Origin of the sequence: Azospirillum fermentarium (assembly GCF_025961205.1) — a bacterium.
Classification (GTDB): Bacteria; Pseudomonadota; Alphaproteobacteria; order Azospirillales; family Azospirillaceae; genus Azospirillum; species Azospirillum fermentarium.
The window spans coordinates 713,660-728,721 of sequence record NZ_JAOQNH010000003.1 but is presented as its reverse complement, the minus strand read 5'-3'; the positions used below and the strand labels follow the sequence as shown (position 1 = coordinate 728,721).

Genomic DNA, 15,062 nt, shown 5'->3' with positions numbered 1-15,062 from the left:
GGCCATGAACTATGTCAACACCAAGGGCACCCTGGGCGGCTCCGGCTCTCCCGACCTGCTGGGCAACGGCCAGACGCTGAAGCAGTTCCGCGACGGCATCATCAAGCGCACCCAGGACACCGGCCATTACAACGGCCTGGACACGCTGGAGCTGCGCGACAGCGACCCAATCGGCTATGAAAAGTTGTTCTCAAAGCTGCGCGGCGGTCTGGTCCACGCCCGCGAAACCGCCAAGAAGATCGCCGCCAGCCCCATCGTCGAGCAGGAGGGCGAGCTGTGCTTCACCCTCTACAACGCGGCGGGCGACTGCGTTCTGACGTCCACCGGGATCATCATCCACGTGGGCACCATGGGGGCCGCGATCAAATACATGATCGAGAACGATTGGGAGACCAATCCCGGCATCAACCCCGGCGACATGTTCACCACCAACGACTGCGCCATCGGCAACGTCCACCCGTGCGACATCGCCACCATCGTGCCCATCTTCTGGGAAGGCCGGCTGATCGGGTGGGTCGGCGGCGTGACCCACGTCATCGACACCGGCGCCGTGACGCCGGGGTCCATGTCCACCGGGCAGGTGCAGCGCTTCGGCGACGGCTACATGATCACCTGCCGCAAGACCGGGGTGAACGACACGCCGCTGCGCGACTGGCTGCATGAATCCCAGCGCTCGGTGCGCACGCCCAAGTACTGGATCCTCGACGAGCGCACCCGCATCGCCGGCTGCCACATGATCCGCGATCTGGTGGAGGAGGTCATCCGCGCCGACGGCATCGAGGCGTACGAGAAATTCGCCTTCGAGGTCATCGAGGAGGGCCGCCGCGGTCTGATGAGCCGCATCAAGGCCATGACCCTGCCGGGCAAGTACCGCAAGGTGTCGTTCGTCGATGTCCCCTACAAGCATCCCGACGTTCAGGTGTCGTCGGCCTTCGCCAAGCTCGACTCCATCATGCATTCCCCCTGCGAGATGACCATCCGCAAGGACGGAAGCTGGAAGCTGGACTTCGAGGGGGCGAGCCGCTGGGGCTGGCACACCTTCAACGCCCATCAGGTGGCCTTCACCTCGGGCATCTGGGTGATGATGTGCCAGACCCTGGTGCCGACCCAGCGCATCAACGACGGCGCCTATTTCGCCACCGACTTCCGCCTGCCCAAGGGCACATGGTGCAACCCCGACGACCGGCGCACCGGCCACGCCTATGCCTGGCACTTCCTGGTGTCCGGCTGGGCCGCCCTGTGGCGCGGGCTGGGGCAAGCCTATTTCAGCCGCGGCTATCTGGAAGAGGTGAACGCCGGCAACGCCAACACCTCCAACTGGCTGCAGGGGGGCGGCATCAACCAGGACGGCGAGATCCACGCGGTCAACAGCTTCGAGGCGTCCTCGTGCGGGACGGGGGCCAGCGCCATCAAGGACGGGCTGAACCACGCCGCCGCCATCTGGAACCCCGAAGGCGACATGGGCGACATCGAAATCTGGGAGATGGCCGAGCCTCTGCTGTACCTGGGGCGCAACGTCAAGGCCAACTCCGGCGGCTACGGCAAGTACCGCGGCGGCTGCGGTTTCGAGACGCTGCGCATGGTGTGGAACGCCCAGGACTGGACCATGTTCTTCATGGGCAACGGCTTCATGAACAGCGACTGGGGCATGATGGGCGGGTACCCGTCGGCCACCGGCTACCGTTTCGAAGCCCACAAGACCGGGTTGGCCGACCGCATCGCCAGCGGCGACACGCTGCCCACCGGCGGTGATCTCGACCCCACCCACCCCGACTACGAAAAGCACATCGACGCCACCGCCGTGGTGAAGCGCGACAAGCAGTGCATCACCACCGAGGACTGCTACGACAACCACGATCTGTATCTGAACTATCTGCGCGGCGGCCCCGGCTTCGGCGACCCCATCGACCGCGAGCCCAAGGCCATCGAGGCGGATCTGAACCAGAAGTTCCTGCTGCCGGACTATGCCCGCAAGGTCTATGGCGCCGTCTTCACCCAGGACACCCACGGCGTGTTCACGGTGGACGAGGCCGCGACCCGTGCCCGCCGGGCGGAGATCCGCAAGGAGCGTCTGGCCCGCGCCCTGCCGACCCGCGAATGGATGAAGGAGGAACGCCAGCGCATCATCGACAAGCACGCCTCGGTGCAGGTGCGCCACATGTTCGCCACCAGCTTCGCCCTTTCCGAGAAATTCACCAAGGAATTCAAGGAATTCTGGAATCTCCCGGCGGGCTGGGAACTGCGGGAGGAGGAGCTGGACGTCCCCACCTACGGCGCCAAGCACCGCATGGACCTGTCGCTGCTGCCCGACGTCAGGACCGTCGTCCAGGTCGAAGAGTGATCCAGCCGCCTGCCCCAAGGAGAGAACCATGTCTTACACCAACGAACAGATCTCCCACCTGATCGACGGCAAGCTGGATTGGGAAACCACGTTCCGCATGCTGTCCATGCCCAAGGACAACAGCCGCTTTCAGCAGTACATCGCGGCGCTGCAGGCCAAGGTGGGTTTCACGGAAGCCATCGTGCTGCCCCTCGGCCCGCACCTGCACATCGTGCAGAAGGCCGACACCAAGCAGTGGGTCACCAAGTGCGACTGCGGCCACGAATTCTGCGATTACCGGGAAAACTGGAAACTGCACGCCGCCCTCTATGTCCGTGACACCGAAGAGGCGATGACCGAGGTCTATCCCAAGCTGATGGCCCCGGACACCCAGTGGCAGGTGTACCGTGAATACTACTGCCCGACCTGCGGCACCATGCACGACGTGGAGGCACCGACCCCGTGGTACCCGGTGGTCCACGACTTCGAGCCCGACATCGAGGCGTTCTACCGTGACTGGATGAATCTTCCGGTTCCCGAACGCGCCGCGTAACCCGCGGATCGGCCCCCCGATCCCGGCGCGCCCCGGCCCCCCCCCACCCACGGGGGGGCGGGCCGGGGAACGCGCGTGCGCGGCGACGGAAAAAAACCGGAGATTCCCAATGAAAGCACTCGTCTATCAAGGGCCGGGGCGCAAGGTGGTGGAGGACCGTCCCCGTCCCCGGCTCGCCGGCCCGACCGACGCCATCGTCCGCGTCACCAGGACCACCATTTGCGGCACCGACCTGCACATTCTGAAGGGCGACGTTCCGGACTGCCAGCCCGGCACCATCCTCGGGCACGAAGGGGTCGGCGTGGTGGAGGAGGCCGGAAGCGGCGTCACCGCCTTCAAGCCGGGCGATCACGTGCTGATCTCCTGCATCACCGCCTGCGGCAAGTGCGAGTTCTGCCGCATGGGCATGTATTCGCACTGTGTGGACGGCGGCTGGATCCTCGGCCACCGGATCGACGGCACGCAGGCGGAGTATGTGCGCATTCCCCACGCCGACACCAGCCTCCACCCCATCCCCGCCGGGATGGACGAGGAGGCGCTGGTGATGCTGAGCGACATCCTGCCCACCGGCTTCGAATGCGGCGTCCTCAACGGCAAGGTGGAGCCGGGCAAGACGGTCGCCATCGTCGGCGCCGGCCCGGTGGGGTTGGCCGCGCTGCTGACCGCCCAGTTCTATTCCCCGTCCGCGGTCATCATGATCGATCTCGACGACAACCGTCTGGATGTGGCCCGCCGGTTCGGCGCCACCGGCACGGTGAACAGCGGCGCGGGCTCGGCGGTGGAGGCGGTCCTGTCGCTCACCGGCGGGCGCGGCGCCGATGTGGTGATCGAGGCGGTGGGGATACCCGCCACATTCGCCCTGTGCGAGGACATCGTGGCCGCCGGCGGCACCATCGCCAACGTCGGCGTGCATGGTGCCAAGGTGGACCTGCACCTGGAGCGGCTGTGGGCCCACAACATCACCATCACCACCCGGCTGGTCGATACCGTGTCCACGCCGATGCTGCTGCGGACGATCCGGGCGGGGAAGCTGGCGCCGCAGCACCTGATCACCCACCGCTTCACCCTGGCATCCATTCTGGACGCCTACGACACCTTTGCCCGGGCGGCCGATCACAGGGCGCTCAAGGTCGTGATCGAGGCATGAAGGGCGGCTGCCCGGTGCCACGAACGACCCAATTTTCAAAGAAGACAAGGAACAGTCATGGGCAAGATCTACGGCGATGCCCGCGGCGCCCTTGACGGACTGCTGTTCGACGGAATGACCATCATGGCCGGCGGCTTCGGCCTGTGCGGCATTCCCGAGAACCTGATCGCAGCCCTCAAGGACAGCGGCGTGCGCGACCTCACCGTCATCTCCAACAACGCCGGCATCGACGGCTTCGGTCTGGGGACGCTGCTGGAAACCCGGCAGATCCGCAAGATGGTCTCGTCCTATGTCGGCGAGAACAAGCTGTTCGCTCAACAGTTCCTGAGCGGTGCCCTGGAGCTGGAATTCAACCCCCAGGGCACGCTGGCCGAACGCATCCGGGCCGGGGGGGCCGGCATTCCCGCCTTCTTCACCCGCACCGGCGTCGGCACGCCGGTGGCCGAGGGCAAGGAGCAGCGGGACTTCGGCGGCGACACCTACATCATGGAACGGGGTCTCGTCGCCGATCTGGCGATCGTCAAGGCCTGGAAGGGCGATGCCGAGGGCAATCTGGTCTTCCGCAAGACCAGCCGCAACTTCAACCCCGTCATGGCCACCGCCGGGCGGGTGACGGTGGCGGAAGTCGAGCACCTCGTCCCCAGCGGCACCATCGACCCGGATCAGATCCACACGCCCGGCATCTATGTGCAGCGCATCCTTCAAGGGCCCGTCTACGAGAAACGCATCGAGCAGCGCACCGTCCGGGCGCGGGCGTAAGCAGGAGGAGCACACATGGCCTGGACCCGTGAACAGATGGCCGAACGTGCCGCCCGCGAGCTGCACGACGGCTTCTACGTCAACCTCGGCATCGGCATTCCGACGCTGGTGGCGAATTACATCCCCGCCGGCATGGAGGTGACGCTGCAAAGCGAGAACGGCATGCTCGGCATGGGGCCGTTCCCGTTTGCCGGCGAAGAGGATGCCGACCTCATCAACGCCGGCAAGCAGACCATCACCGAACTGGCCAAGACCAGCTATTTCTCGTCGGCGGACAGTTTCGCCATGATCCGCGGCGGCCACATCGACCTGTCCATCCTGGGCGCCCTGCAAGTGAGTGCCAAGGGCGATCTGGCGAACTGGATGGTGCCGGGCAAGATGGTCAAGGGCATGGGCGGCGCCATGGATCTGGTGGCCGGCGTGCGCAAGGTCGTGGTGGTGATGGAGCACACCGCCCGCGACGGCGAGCACAAGATCGTCGAATGGTGTTCCCTGCCGCTGACCGGGGTCGCCGCCGTCGATCTGATCATCACCGATCTGGCGGTGTTCGCGGTGGACAAGCGGGGCGGCGGGCTGCGCCTGACCGAATGCGCCCCCGGCGTCGCCATCGACGAGATCGCGGCGAAAACCGGGGCGCCGTTCGACATCGCGCTGGCCGGCGGACGCCGGGGGTCGTTCACCCCGCCCCTCTGATACCGGCACGCGCGTGAACCCTGTCCGCGGAAAGGCACCCCGCCCCCTCGCCGGATGCCTTTCCGAACTTGCCGCCGGGTGCCCCCCGCGCCCGGCGGTTTTGTCCCCGTTCCTGCACGGAAGGAGGGCGCCATGACTCTGGCCCATCTTGTCGAGCACAACGCCCGCGTCTATCCCGGACGCCCCGCGCTGACGCTCGGCACACGGCTCCATGCCACCCACGCCACGCTTGCGGCCCGCGTCCGCGCCCTGTCCCACCACCTGCGTGCCGGCCGCCGTCTGCCGCCGGGGGCCCGCGTCGGCCTTGCCATGACCAATTGCCCGGCGTTCTGGGAGGTGTTGTTCGCCGTGTGGCACGCCGGCATGACCGCGGTTCCCATCAACCCCAAGCTGCATGGGCGGGAGATCGCGTTCATTCTCGGCCACTCCGGCGCCCGGCTTTGCTTCGTCACCGCCGATCTGGCCGACAGCGTGGCCGCCGGTGCCGCGGATGTGGCGGCAGCCGGCGGCATCATCGATGTGGATAGCCCCGAGTACCGGCGGATCCGCGATGCCGACGTTCCCGGAGAGCCGCCCGCTCCGGTGGCCGCCACCGATCCGGCCTGGCTGTTCTACACCAGCGGGACCACCGGACGCCCCAAGGGCGCCACGCTCAGCCACCGCAACCTGCGCGCAATGATCGATGCCTATCTGGCCGACATCGGCCGGGTGGCGCCGGGCGATGCGATGCTGCACGCCGCCCCGCAATCCCATGGCTCGGGCCTCTACGGGCTGGTGCATGTGGCGATGGCCGCCAACACCGTCGTGCCGGAAAGCGGCGGCTTCGATCCCGCCGAAATCGCCGGCCTGCTCGGTCATCACAGCGGCCTCAGCCTGTTCGCCGCCCCCACCATGCTCAACCGTCTGACCGCATCCCCGGCCTTCGCCGCTGCGCCGCTGGGCAACCTGAAGACCATCATTTATGGCGGCGCCCCCATGTACCGCGCCGATCTGGAGCGGGCGCTGGCTCTCGTGGGGCCGCACCTCGCCCAGATCTACGGCCAGGGGGAGGCACCGATGACCATCACCGGGCTTTCCACGGCCTGCCACGCCGATACCGGGCATCCCCGCTACGAAGAACGGCTGGGCAGCGTCGGCTGCGCGCGCTCCGGCGTCGAGGTCCGTGTCGTGGACGAGGCCGGCGCGGTCCTCGGCCCCGGACACACCGGCGAGGTGGTGGTGCGCGGCGACGTGGTGATGATGGGGTACTGGCAAGACCCCGGCGCCACGGCCAGGACGCTTCGGGACGGCTGGCTGCACACCGGCGATATCGGCGCGTTCGATGGGGATGGTTTCCTCACGCTGCTCGATCGCAGCAAGGACGTCATCATCAGCGGCGGTTCGAACGTCTACCCGCGCGAGGTGGAGGAGGTGCTCCTGCGCCATCCCGCGGTGCGGGAGGTGTCGGTGATCGGCCAGCCGCACCCGGATTGGGGGGAGGAGGTCGTGGCCTGCGTCGTCCCGCGGGAGGGGAATGCCATCGGCCCGGCGGATCTCGATGCGGTGTGCCTGGACCACATCGCGCGGTTCAAGCGGCCCCGTGTCTATCTTTTCCTCGACGGCCTGCCCAAGAACAGCACCGGCAAGGTGCTGAAGACCGACCTGCGGCAGCGCATCGCCGGCGGCGGCGGTCTTCGGCGGGATGGATGAAGCCCTTGGGCATGGACATGGGCATGAACAAGGGCATGGGCATGAACAAGGGCAGGGACCGGTATTCCGGCCCCGCGTCCGTTTGAAATCCGTACGGTGCGTTCGAAAATCGAACGCCGGCTTCCGCCCGCCGCCCGCCATGGCAGGGGGAAACGGGCCGATTTCCGCTCTCATCATCCGTTGTCCGGCGATGGCGCGGAATTTGCTGCCACTCCCGTCCCGGCCGTCACCTGCGTGAAGGGGTGGCGGCGCTTTCGCCGTGCCGTGGTGTTTTCAGTATCGGCAAGAGAGCGCCAATAAAAACTTACCGCCAAAACCTTCATGCTTGCCCGGGGATTTGTGGCATGCAATAATAACTATAATAAATAAGTGCCTTGCTGCGCAAAAAAGCATCGGCATGGGAGGGGGTGGTGGTAATTTACGACAAAGCCCCGGAGTCCGGGGCCGGGAGGAAGGAAACCTCTCTTCTGGCGGCATGGGAGCGTTTTCTTTCCTTTGGCGAAGTTCCGACGGACAGCATAAGGCGGCTGGTCGAAGATTCGTGGCGGCGTTGCCTGGTCCAGGGTGTGGACCCGGCAACCCGGCATGCACCGCTGTCGGTTTCCGCCGACGGGGTCGCGGAAATCCAGCAGCTTCACCAGGAGCTGGTCAACGCCGCCCGTCCGGTGATGAAGCAGGCCACGGAATTTCTCAGCCAGTCCGGTACCGCCATGGTGCTGACCGACCCGGCGGGGGTCATCATCGGCATGGAAGGCGACCCGGCGACGCTCGATAACGGACAGGACATCCATCTGATGCTCGGCGCGCATTGGGACGAGCGGGTCAGCGGCACCAACGCCATCGGCACGGCCCTGGCCACGGGGCAGCCGGTGCAAATCCTGTCGGCGGAGCATTTCTGCGAAGGCATCAAGCACTGGACGTGTTCCGCCATGGTCGTGCGCGACCCTTACGACGAACGGATTCTGGGGGTGCTCGACATCTCGGGCCTGAGCGGAGCCCACAACAGCCATTGCCTGGCGCTGGTCTGTGCCGGGGCCGCCCGGATCGAAGGCCGGCTTGCCAAGATCGAGATCGAGAAGCGGTCGCGTCTGCTCGACCTGACGCTCGACCGGGCCAGCCGCTGGCTGAACGACGGCATCATGATCTTCGACCGCCGCCGCCGCCTCGTGCGCGCCAACGAAGCCGCGTGCGAAGCCCTGAATGCCAAGGGCATTGCCTTCGACACGGCGGCGAACCTGTTCGACACCGGCGACGGGCGTGCCGAACCGATTCTGGACAACGACGAGCTTCTCGGCACCGTGCTGGTCCTGCCGGCCCGGCCCGTGCCGCAAAGGGCCGAGCGCCGGCGGGCCGAGGCGGATGACGGCGACGTCTTCGGCCGGATCATCGGGTCCGGCCCGGCCATCCTGAAGGCCAAGGCCAAGGCCCGCCAACTGGCACGGGTCCATGTTCCCGTCCTCCTGCTCGGCCCCACGGGCGCGGGCAAGGAGGTGTTCGCCCGCGCGCTCCACGAATCCGGCGCCGGCCAGGGCCGCCCCTTCGTCCCTCTCAACTGCGGCGGCATGACGCGCGAACTGCTGGCAAGCGAGCTGTTCGGGTACGTGGACGGTGCCTTCACCGGCGCACGCCGCGGCGGCATGCTGGGCAAATTCGAAGCGGCGGACGGCGGCACCCTGTTCCTCGACGAAATCGGTGAAATGCCGATCGACCTGCAGGCCCATTTCCTGCGCGTCCTGGAGGACAGCGAGGTTTACCGGCTCGGCGAGAACAAGCCCCGGAAGATCAAGGTCCGGCTCGTCGCCGCCACCAACCGCGACCTGCGGGACGAGGTGGCGAAGGGGCGCTTTCGGATGGACCTGTTCTACCGCCTGTCGGTCACGGTGCTCAACCTGCCGTCGCTGCGCGAACGGGCGGAGGATATTCCGCTGCTCGTGCAGCATTTCATCGAAAAGGCCGCCGAGCGCTACGGCGTTCCGGCGAAGAGGGTCGAACCATCCGTCATCGCGACCCTGTGCGGGCACGCATGGCCGGGCAACGTCCGTGAACTGCGGAACGTCGTCGAAGGCATGCTGCTGTTGAGCGAGGGGGAGGTCATCGCCCCCGACGATCTGCCGGCCGAAATCGGCGGGGCACCCGCCGCCTTCGCGCCGGCCGTCCCGGCTCCACGGGCCGGGACGGTTCCGACGCTGGAGGAAAACGAACGCCAGAGCATCATCACGGCAATCAGCCGGCACGGCGGGAACCTGACCCGCACCGCGGAATCGCTGGGCATTGCCAAGAGCACGCTCTACCAAAAGATGAAACGCTATAATCTCGACCGGAATCCCGATGCCGGGCCGTGATAAAGCGGGGGGCGTGCGGGAACCATCACGGCAGACCCGGCCAATAGAACGAGTCGGCCACCGGGCGGGGGCCGAAGATGGCCTGGCCGACACGAACGACATCCGCGCCTTCGGCGATCGCATCCTCGAAGTCGCCCGACATACCCATCGACAGCCGGGTCAGGCCGGGGTGAACCGCGGCGGCACGGTCCCGCAAGGCGCGGAGCCGGTGGAAACAGGCCCGCACACGCCCGGTGTCGGCGCTGAAGAGCGCCAGCGTCATCAGCCCTTGGGGTTTCAGCCAGGGAAAGTCCGGCAGGCGCTCGATGAAGCCGAACAGCTCGTCCGGGTGCAACCCATACTTGCTGGCTTCGCCCGAGGTGTTCACCTGGATGAAGACATCGAGATGGCGGCCTTCGGCGGCCAGACGGCCGTTCAGCGCGCTGGCCACCCGAACGCTGTCGAGCGCATGGAACTCCGCGGCGAAGCGGACCAGATGCTTCACCTTGTTGGTCTGAAGATGGCCGATGATGCTCCAGCGGATATCCAGGCCGGACAGTTCGGTGTGTTTGCCCCACGCCTCCTGCAGCTTGTTCTCGGCAAAGTCGGATATCCCCGCCGCGGCGGCAAAGCGCAGGATGTGGGCGGGAACCGTCTTGGTGACGGGCAGAAGGCGGACGCCGCCGGGGGACCGGCCGCTGCGGTGGCAGGCCGCGGCGATGCGGTCCTGCACCGCTTTCAGGTTCGCAGCGAAGGTGGCGGCGGGATCGGCCCCGAAACGCGCGATGTCGGACGGCGACAGATCGGTTCTTGCCGGTTCGCTCATGTTGGCACGGCCCTTTCCGGTGGTGATCAATAGGGCAGGGGGAAACGCGCCGCGAGACCGCGGACCTGTCCGTTGATGTGCTCCCGCCGGGCATCGAGAGTCCCGTCGCGGACGGCGTGGAGCGTATCCAGGATGAGACCGCCGATCTGGCGGTAGTCATCGGGACCGAAACCGCGGGTGGTTCCCGCCGCACTGCCGACCCGGATCCCGGACGTGACCATCGGCTTTTCGGGATCGTTCGGGACCGCGTTCTTGTTGAGGGTGATGCCGACGGATTCGAGCGCCTTCTCCGCGGCGTTCCCGGTGACGCCGAGGGGACGGAGGTCAACGACCGCCAGATGGCAATCCGTGCCGCCGGAGGTGATGGCCAGCCCCCCTTCGGAAAGCGTCCGGGCCAGGGTGCGGCAGTTTTCGACGACAGCCTTCGCATAGACCCGGAAGGCCGGCTGCAGCGCCTCGCCGAAGGCCACCGCCTTGGCCGCGATGACGTGCATGAGCGGTCCGCCCTGAAGGCCGGGGAACAGGGCCGAATTGATCTTGCCCGCGATCCCGGCATCGTTGGTCAGCACAAACCCGCCGCGCGGCCCCCGCAGCGTCTTGTGGGTCGTCGAGGTCACCACATCGGCGAAGGGAATGGGCGAGGGGAAGGCTCCGCCGGCGACGAGGCCGGCGAAATGCGCCATATCGACCATCAGGACGGCCCCCACCTCATCGGCGATCCGGCGGAAGCGGGCAAAGTCCACGATGCGGGGATAGGCCGAGCCGCCGGCGATCAGGAGCTTCGGGCGGTGGGCGCGGGCAAGGGCGGCGACCTCATCCATGTCGATCCGATGGCTGTCCGGCTGGACGCCGTAGCTCACGGCATTGAACCACCGGCCCGACATGTTCACGGACGTGCCGTGGGTGAGGTGGCCGCCCGCCTTCAGGTCGAGCCCGAGGATCGTATCGCCGGGATTGAGCAGGGCCAGGAAGACGGCCTGATTGGCCTGACTGCCCGAATGGGGCTGAACGTTCGCATGGGCGCTGCCGAAAAGCTGCTTCACGCGGCCGATGGCAAGATCCTCGACCGTATCGACGTTCGCACAGCCGCCATAATAACGGCGGTGCGGGTAGCCTTCGGCGTATTTGTTGGTGAAGATCGACCCTTGCGCCGCCAAAACCGGAAGGCTGACAAAATTTTCCGAAGCGATCAACTCGATGGAATCGCGCTGGCGCTCCCGTTCCTTTTCAAGCGCGGAAAAGACAGGATCGTCATAGGTGGCCGGAGACGCGAATCCTTGCGCCGTATTGTCCGTGTGCCGGTGCGGGGCTTGATCGATGAACGATGCCATATCAGACGTCCTGTAAGGTTTCGGCAGGCATCCGCCACGCCGCACGGCGGTGAAGCGGATGCCTGCCGAAACCTTACAGGACGATGGTCTGCCAAACCCCTCCACTTATTGATATGAGAGCAGACCAATGTGCGGGCGGCGCGTTTCCTCCCCCGGATTCCCCGCGCCGCCGGTCAGCGGTGTTTTTCGAACGCGATGGACTGGAGTGCGCGTGCGAGCGTCCTGACCGCAGCCTCGATCTCGGCCGGGGTGTAGGCGGCAAAGCCCATCAGGAAGCCCGCCTGACCGGTCCCGGCGGCATGGAGCGTGGACAGGCCCATGAGATCGATGCCGGCACGATGGGCCGCGTCGAGGGCCGCCCGCTCGGACAGGCCGCCGGTCAGCACACAGGGCATTTGCAGCCCGCCGGTCGGGACGCGGGGTTCCACGAAAGCGGAAAGATGGGTGCCGGCAAGGCGGGCCAGCACGCCGAGCCGTTCGGCATAAACGCCCCGCATGGCACGGACGTGCGCCCCGAAATGCCCGCCTTCCATGAAACGGGCCAGCGTCAGTTGGGTGATCGAGGCGGTGTGCCCGTCCAGCAGCGTGCGGGCGACGGTCATGGGCGTGACCAGTTGCGGCGGCAGCACGGCGTAACCGATCCGCAGGCCGGGGAAGAGTGATTTGGTGAAGGTTCCGATGTAGATGGTCCGGTCGTGGGGGTCGAGCCCCTGCACGCACGCCGTGGGCTTGCCCGCGTAGTGGAATTCGCTGTCGTAATCGTCCTCGATGATCCATGCGTGGTGCTGGGCCGCCCAGTCGATCAGGGCAAGGCGGCGGTCAAGGGCCAGCGTCGCCCCGGTCGGAAACTGGTGGGATGGCGTCAGGGAGACGGCCTTTGCCGGGTGCGGATCGCCGATGATCCGTTCAACCGCGATGCCCTGCCGGTCCACGGGAACGGGCACGCACGCGAGACCGGCGGCATCGAACGCTTTCCGGGCGCCGGCATAGACGGGATCCTCGATGAAGATCCGGTCGCCGGGATCGAACAGCATGGTTGCGCACAGCGCCATCGCCTGTTGGGAACTGGTGAGCACCAGCACGCGGCCGGGCGTGGCGCGGGCCCCGCGTTCGAGATTCACATAGTCCGCGATCGCCCGCCGCAGCGGTTCCGCACCCTGCGGATCGCTTTGAAGAAGGGCCTGCGTGCCGGCTTCCTTCAACACCTGCCGTTGCAGACGCTCCCAGAGCTGGAGCGGGAAGGTGCGTGTTTCCGGCACCCCCTGGGTGAAGGGCCGGGGCACGGCCGTTCCGCGCACGCCTTCGCCGTGAAAGATGGCGGCCCCGCGCGCACTCAGGTCCGGTGCCGGGTTGAGCGCGGGGGGGCCGCGCCTTGGGCGCCGCCGGCCAGGGGTGAAATCCGTCATCTCGGCCACGAAACTCCCGCTGCCGACACGCCGTTCGATAAACCCCTCCGCGTGAAGCTGGGCGTAGGCGGATTCGACCGTATCGCGGGAGACGCCCAGCGAAACGGCCAGCGCCCGCGATGCCGGCAGCGGTTTTCCCGGACCAAGGGCACCGTCGAGGATCAATTGCCGGATCGCGCGCTGGATCCGGGCATGACGCGGCATGGCCGCATGAGCGGGATGGGCGAGCCATGCCTTTACGGATTCCAGTTGGGAATGCTTGAACAAGGGAGGCTTGCCGGAACGGAAAAGGAAATTGGTCTGGCCATATTAAGGAAAATGGCGGGGAATATCCAGCCATTGGCAGGCTAGAGGTGACGGCGTGTTCTCGTGGTTCCGTGTCCGCTTTCCAGGAGGGTCGTCCGCATCATGCCATCCAGCCCGTCACCATCCCCCCTTCGCTTCGATGATATCGTCCACCCCGTCACCGCAGGTCTGATCTCCGTCATCGTCAATTACGGCGGCACCTTCATCCTGGTGTTCCAGGCCGCCCGGATTGCCGGCCTCAGCCCCGAACTGACGGCATCCTGGGTCTGGTCGGTCTCGATCGGTGTCGGTCTGACGGGCCTTTTCCTGAGCTGGCGCTACCGGGAGCCCATCATCACCGCCTGGTCCACGCCCGCCGCCGCCTTTCTGGTGACCGCGCTGGCCACCACGCCCTACGACGAGGCCATCGGTGCCTATATGGTGTCGGCGGCCGCCTTCGCCGTGCTCGGCCTGTCGGGCTGTTTCGAGACGGTCATCCGGCTGATCCCATCCGGCATCGCTTCGGGCCTGCTCGCGGGTATCCTTTTGCAGTTCGGCATCGGGGCTTTCGGTGGGGCCACGGCCGACCCCATGCTGGTCGGGCTGCTGATCGTCGCCTATGTCCTGCTGAAGCGCTTTACCGCCCGTTACGCCGTGGTCGGCATTCTGGTGATCGGTCTTGCCTTTCTGCTCCTGCAGGACCGTGTCGATCTGTCGGGGCTGGAGCTGACGCTTGCCGCACCGGTTTTCACCATGCCGGCATTTTCGCTGAACGCCCTTCTGAGCGTTGCGCTGCCTCTGTTCCTCATCACGCTGACGGGCCAATACATGCCGGGCATGCTGGTTCTGCGCAATGATGGTTTCAGGACCAGCGCCAACCCCATCGTGACCGTTACCGGGCTCGGTTCGCTTCTCATGGCGCCGTTCGGGTCGCACGCCTTCAACATCGCCGCCATCACCGCCGCCATCGTCACGGGGCGGGAGGCGCATGAAGTCCCCTCCAAGCGCTGGATCGGCGGGATCGCCGCCGGCGTGTTCTATGTTCTCGTGGGTGTGTTCGGGGTGACGCTCGCCGCGGTCTTCATGGCGTTCCCCGCCTCCTTCATCACCACCCTGGCGGGGCTTGCGCTGCTCGGCACCATCGGCGGGAGCCTGGCCGGGGCCATGGCCGACCCGGCGTCCCGCGACGCATCGCTCATCACCTTCCTGGCCTCGGCGGCAAACATCACGATGTTCGGCATCGGCGGGGCGTTCTGGGGGCTGGTGATCGGCCTTGTCGCTTATGCCGTGATGCACGGCCGGTTTTCGACGCGGGATCCCGGCCTGCCGGCCAGCGCCGCCCGCGCCGCCGCCGCGCGGATCAGCGGCGCCGCCGGAGCGTGGGTGCGGGCGCACACCACGTTGCGGTGATGACGTTCGAACGGGTGATCCCGCGAGACCCCGGCATTGCCGACGATGGCCAGCACCTGTTCCACCGCCGTCACCGCGTTTTCGAACACCACATGGCGGACGATGGTGATGCCCGGCGTGCCGTGGGACACGATGAACAGGCCGACGCGGGGTTCCGGCTCGTCGGTCACCGCCGACACGGTGGACCACGCCAGCCCCTCGCACCCCGTGGCGAAGCGCTTGCGCCCGCTCAGCCGCCACACGCCGCCATTCCGGCGGCTGCCGACGCTGTGCGCGTGGCTGCCGCGGGCGGATATCCGTCATTGTTCGGTCTTGGGTGCGG

Annotated in this window: 11 protein-coding genes; 8 read left to right on the top strand and 3 right to left on the bottom strand. The window is 66.8% G+C overall.

The features are described 5' to 3' along the window. The first annotated feature begins 4 nt into the window (after window positions 1–4). The 7 genes from M2352_RS23515 (at window position 5) to M2352_RS23485 (ending at window position 9,503) form a co-directional block, all read left to right on the top strand. The gene (locus M2352_RS23515) at window positions 5–2,341 is read left to right on the top strand and encodes a hydantoinase B/oxoprolinase family protein (protein WP_264666963.1); all 2,337 of its coding nucleotides are present in this window, start codon (window positions 5–7) and stop codon (window positions 2,339–2,341) included. Between the two features lie 28 nt (window positions 2,342–2,369). Next, the gene (locus tag M2352_RS23510; RefSeq protein ID WP_264666962.1) at window positions 2,370–2,873 is read left to right on the top strand and encodes an acetone carboxylase subunit gamma; all 504 of its coding nucleotides are present in this window, start codon (window positions 2,370–2,372) and stop codon (window positions 2,871–2,873) included. 109 nt (window positions 2,874–2,982) lie between these two features. After that, window positions 2,983–4,020, top strand: a complete 1,038-nt coding sequence (locus M2352_RS23505) for a zinc-dependent alcohol dehydrogenase family protein (protein WP_264666961.1) — start codon at window positions 2,983–2,985, stop codon at window positions 4,018–4,020. A 57-nt stretch (window positions 4,021–4,077) separates the two neighbouring features. After that, window positions 4,078–4,779 (top strand): CoA transferase subunit A, encoded by a 702-nt coding sequence (locus tag M2352_RS23500; protein ID WP_264666960.1) that lies wholly within the window; start codon window positions 4,078–4,080, stop codon window positions 4,777–4,779. 15 nt (window positions 4,780–4,794) lie between these two features. After that, complete coding sequence (locus M2352_RS23495; RefSeq protein ID WP_264666959.1) at window positions 4,795–5,472, top strand: 3-oxoacid CoA-transferase subunit B; 678 nt, start codon at window positions 4,795–4,797, stop codon at window positions 5,470–5,472. A gap of 132 nt (window positions 5,473–5,604) precedes the next feature. Further along, window positions 5,605–7,161, top strand: a complete 1,557-nt coding sequence (locus tag M2352_RS23490) for a class I adenylate-forming enzyme family protein (RefSeq protein WP_264666958.1) — start codon at window positions 5,605–5,607, stop codon at window positions 7,159–7,161. Between the two features lie 566 nt (window positions 7,162–7,727). After that, window positions 7,728–9,503, top strand: a complete 1,776-nt coding sequence (locus M2352_RS23485) for a sigma-54-dependent Fis family transcriptional regulator (RefSeq protein ID WP_264666957.1) — start codon at window positions 7,728–7,730, stop codon at window positions 9,501–9,503. A 25-nt stretch (window positions 9,504–9,528) separates the two neighbouring features. Here M2352_RS23485 and M2352_RS23480 read toward each other — a convergent pair whose 3' ends face one another. The 3 genes from M2352_RS23480 to pdxR all read right to left on the bottom strand — a co-directional run bounded on the left by M2352_RS23480 (window position 9,529) and on the right by pdxR (window position 13,249). Then, on the bottom strand, window positions 9,529–10,308 hold the full coding sequence (locus M2352_RS23480; protein ID WP_264666956.1) for a YggS family pyridoxal phosphate-dependent enzyme: 780 nt from the start codon (window positions 10,306–10,308) through the stop codon (window positions 9,529–9,531). 26 nt (window positions 10,309–10,334) lie between these two features. Continuing rightward, window positions 10,335–11,639 carry a serine hydroxymethyltransferase gene (locus tag M2352_RS23475; RefSeq protein ID WP_264666955.1) on the bottom strand — a complete coding sequence of 435 codons (1,305 nt, stop codon included), beginning with the start codon at window positions 11,637–11,639 and terminating at the stop codon, window positions 10,335–10,337. A gap of 173 nt (window positions 11,640–11,812) precedes the next feature. Continuing rightward, entirely contained in the window at window positions 11,813–13,249 is a 1,437-nt protein-coding gene (gene pdxR / locus M2352_RS23470; protein WP_264666954.1) for a MocR-like pyridoxine biosynthesis transcription factor PdxR, read from the bottom strand. A 204-nt stretch (window positions 13,250–13,453) separates the two neighbouring features. Here pdxR and M2352_RS23465 point away from each other — a divergent pair, with 204 nt between their 5' ends. Then, a complete protein-coding gene (locus tag M2352_RS23465; RefSeq protein WP_264666953.1) occupies window positions 13,454–14,740 on the top strand; it encodes a benzoate/H(+) symporter BenE family transporter in 1,287 nt (428 codons plus the stop codon). The last annotated feature ends 322 nt before the right edge of the window (window positions 14,741–15,062 follow it).

What these genes read in the sequence shown, in the direction of transcription:
- M2352_RS23515 (WP_264666963.1), top strand. Translation starts at nt 5, where the DNA reads ATGAACTATGTCAACACCAAGGGCACCCTGGGCGGCTCCGGCTCTCCC.
- M2352_RS23510 (WP_264666962.1), top strand. Translation starts at nt 2,370, where the DNA reads ATGTCTTACACCAACGAACAGATCTCCCACCTGATCGACGGCAAGCTG.
- M2352_RS23505 (WP_264666961.1), top strand. Translation starts at nt 2,983, where the DNA reads ATGAAAGCACTCGTCTATCAAGGGCCGGGGCGCAAGGTGGTGGAGGAC.
- M2352_RS23500 (WP_264666960.1), top strand. Translation starts at nt 4,078, where the DNA reads ATGGGCAAGATCTACGGCGATGCCCGCGGCGCCCTTGACGGACTGCTG.
- M2352_RS23495 (WP_264666959.1), top strand. Translation starts at nt 4,795, where the DNA reads ATGGCCTGGACCCGTGAACAGATGGCCGAACGTGCCGCCCGCGAGCTG.
- M2352_RS23490 (WP_264666958.1), top strand. Translation starts at nt 5,605, where the DNA reads ATGACTCTGGCCCATCTTGTCGAGCACAACGCCCGCGTCTATCCCGGA.
- M2352_RS23480 (WP_264666956.1), bottom strand. Translation starts at nt 10,308, where the DNA reads ATGAGCGAACCGGCAAGAACCGATCTGTCGCCGTCCGACATCGCGCGT.
- M2352_RS23475 (WP_264666955.1), bottom strand. Translation starts at nt 11,639, where the DNA reads ATGGCATCGTTCATCGATCAAGCCCCGCACCGGCACACGGACAATACG.
- pdxR (WP_264666954.1), bottom strand. Translation starts at nt 13,249, where the DNA reads ATGCCGCGTCATGCCCGGATCCAGCGCGCGATCCGGCAATTGATCCTC.
- M2352_RS23465 (WP_264666953.1), top strand. Translation starts at nt 13,454, where the DNA reads ATGCCATCCAGCCCGTCACCATCCCCCCTTCGCTTCGATGATATCGTC.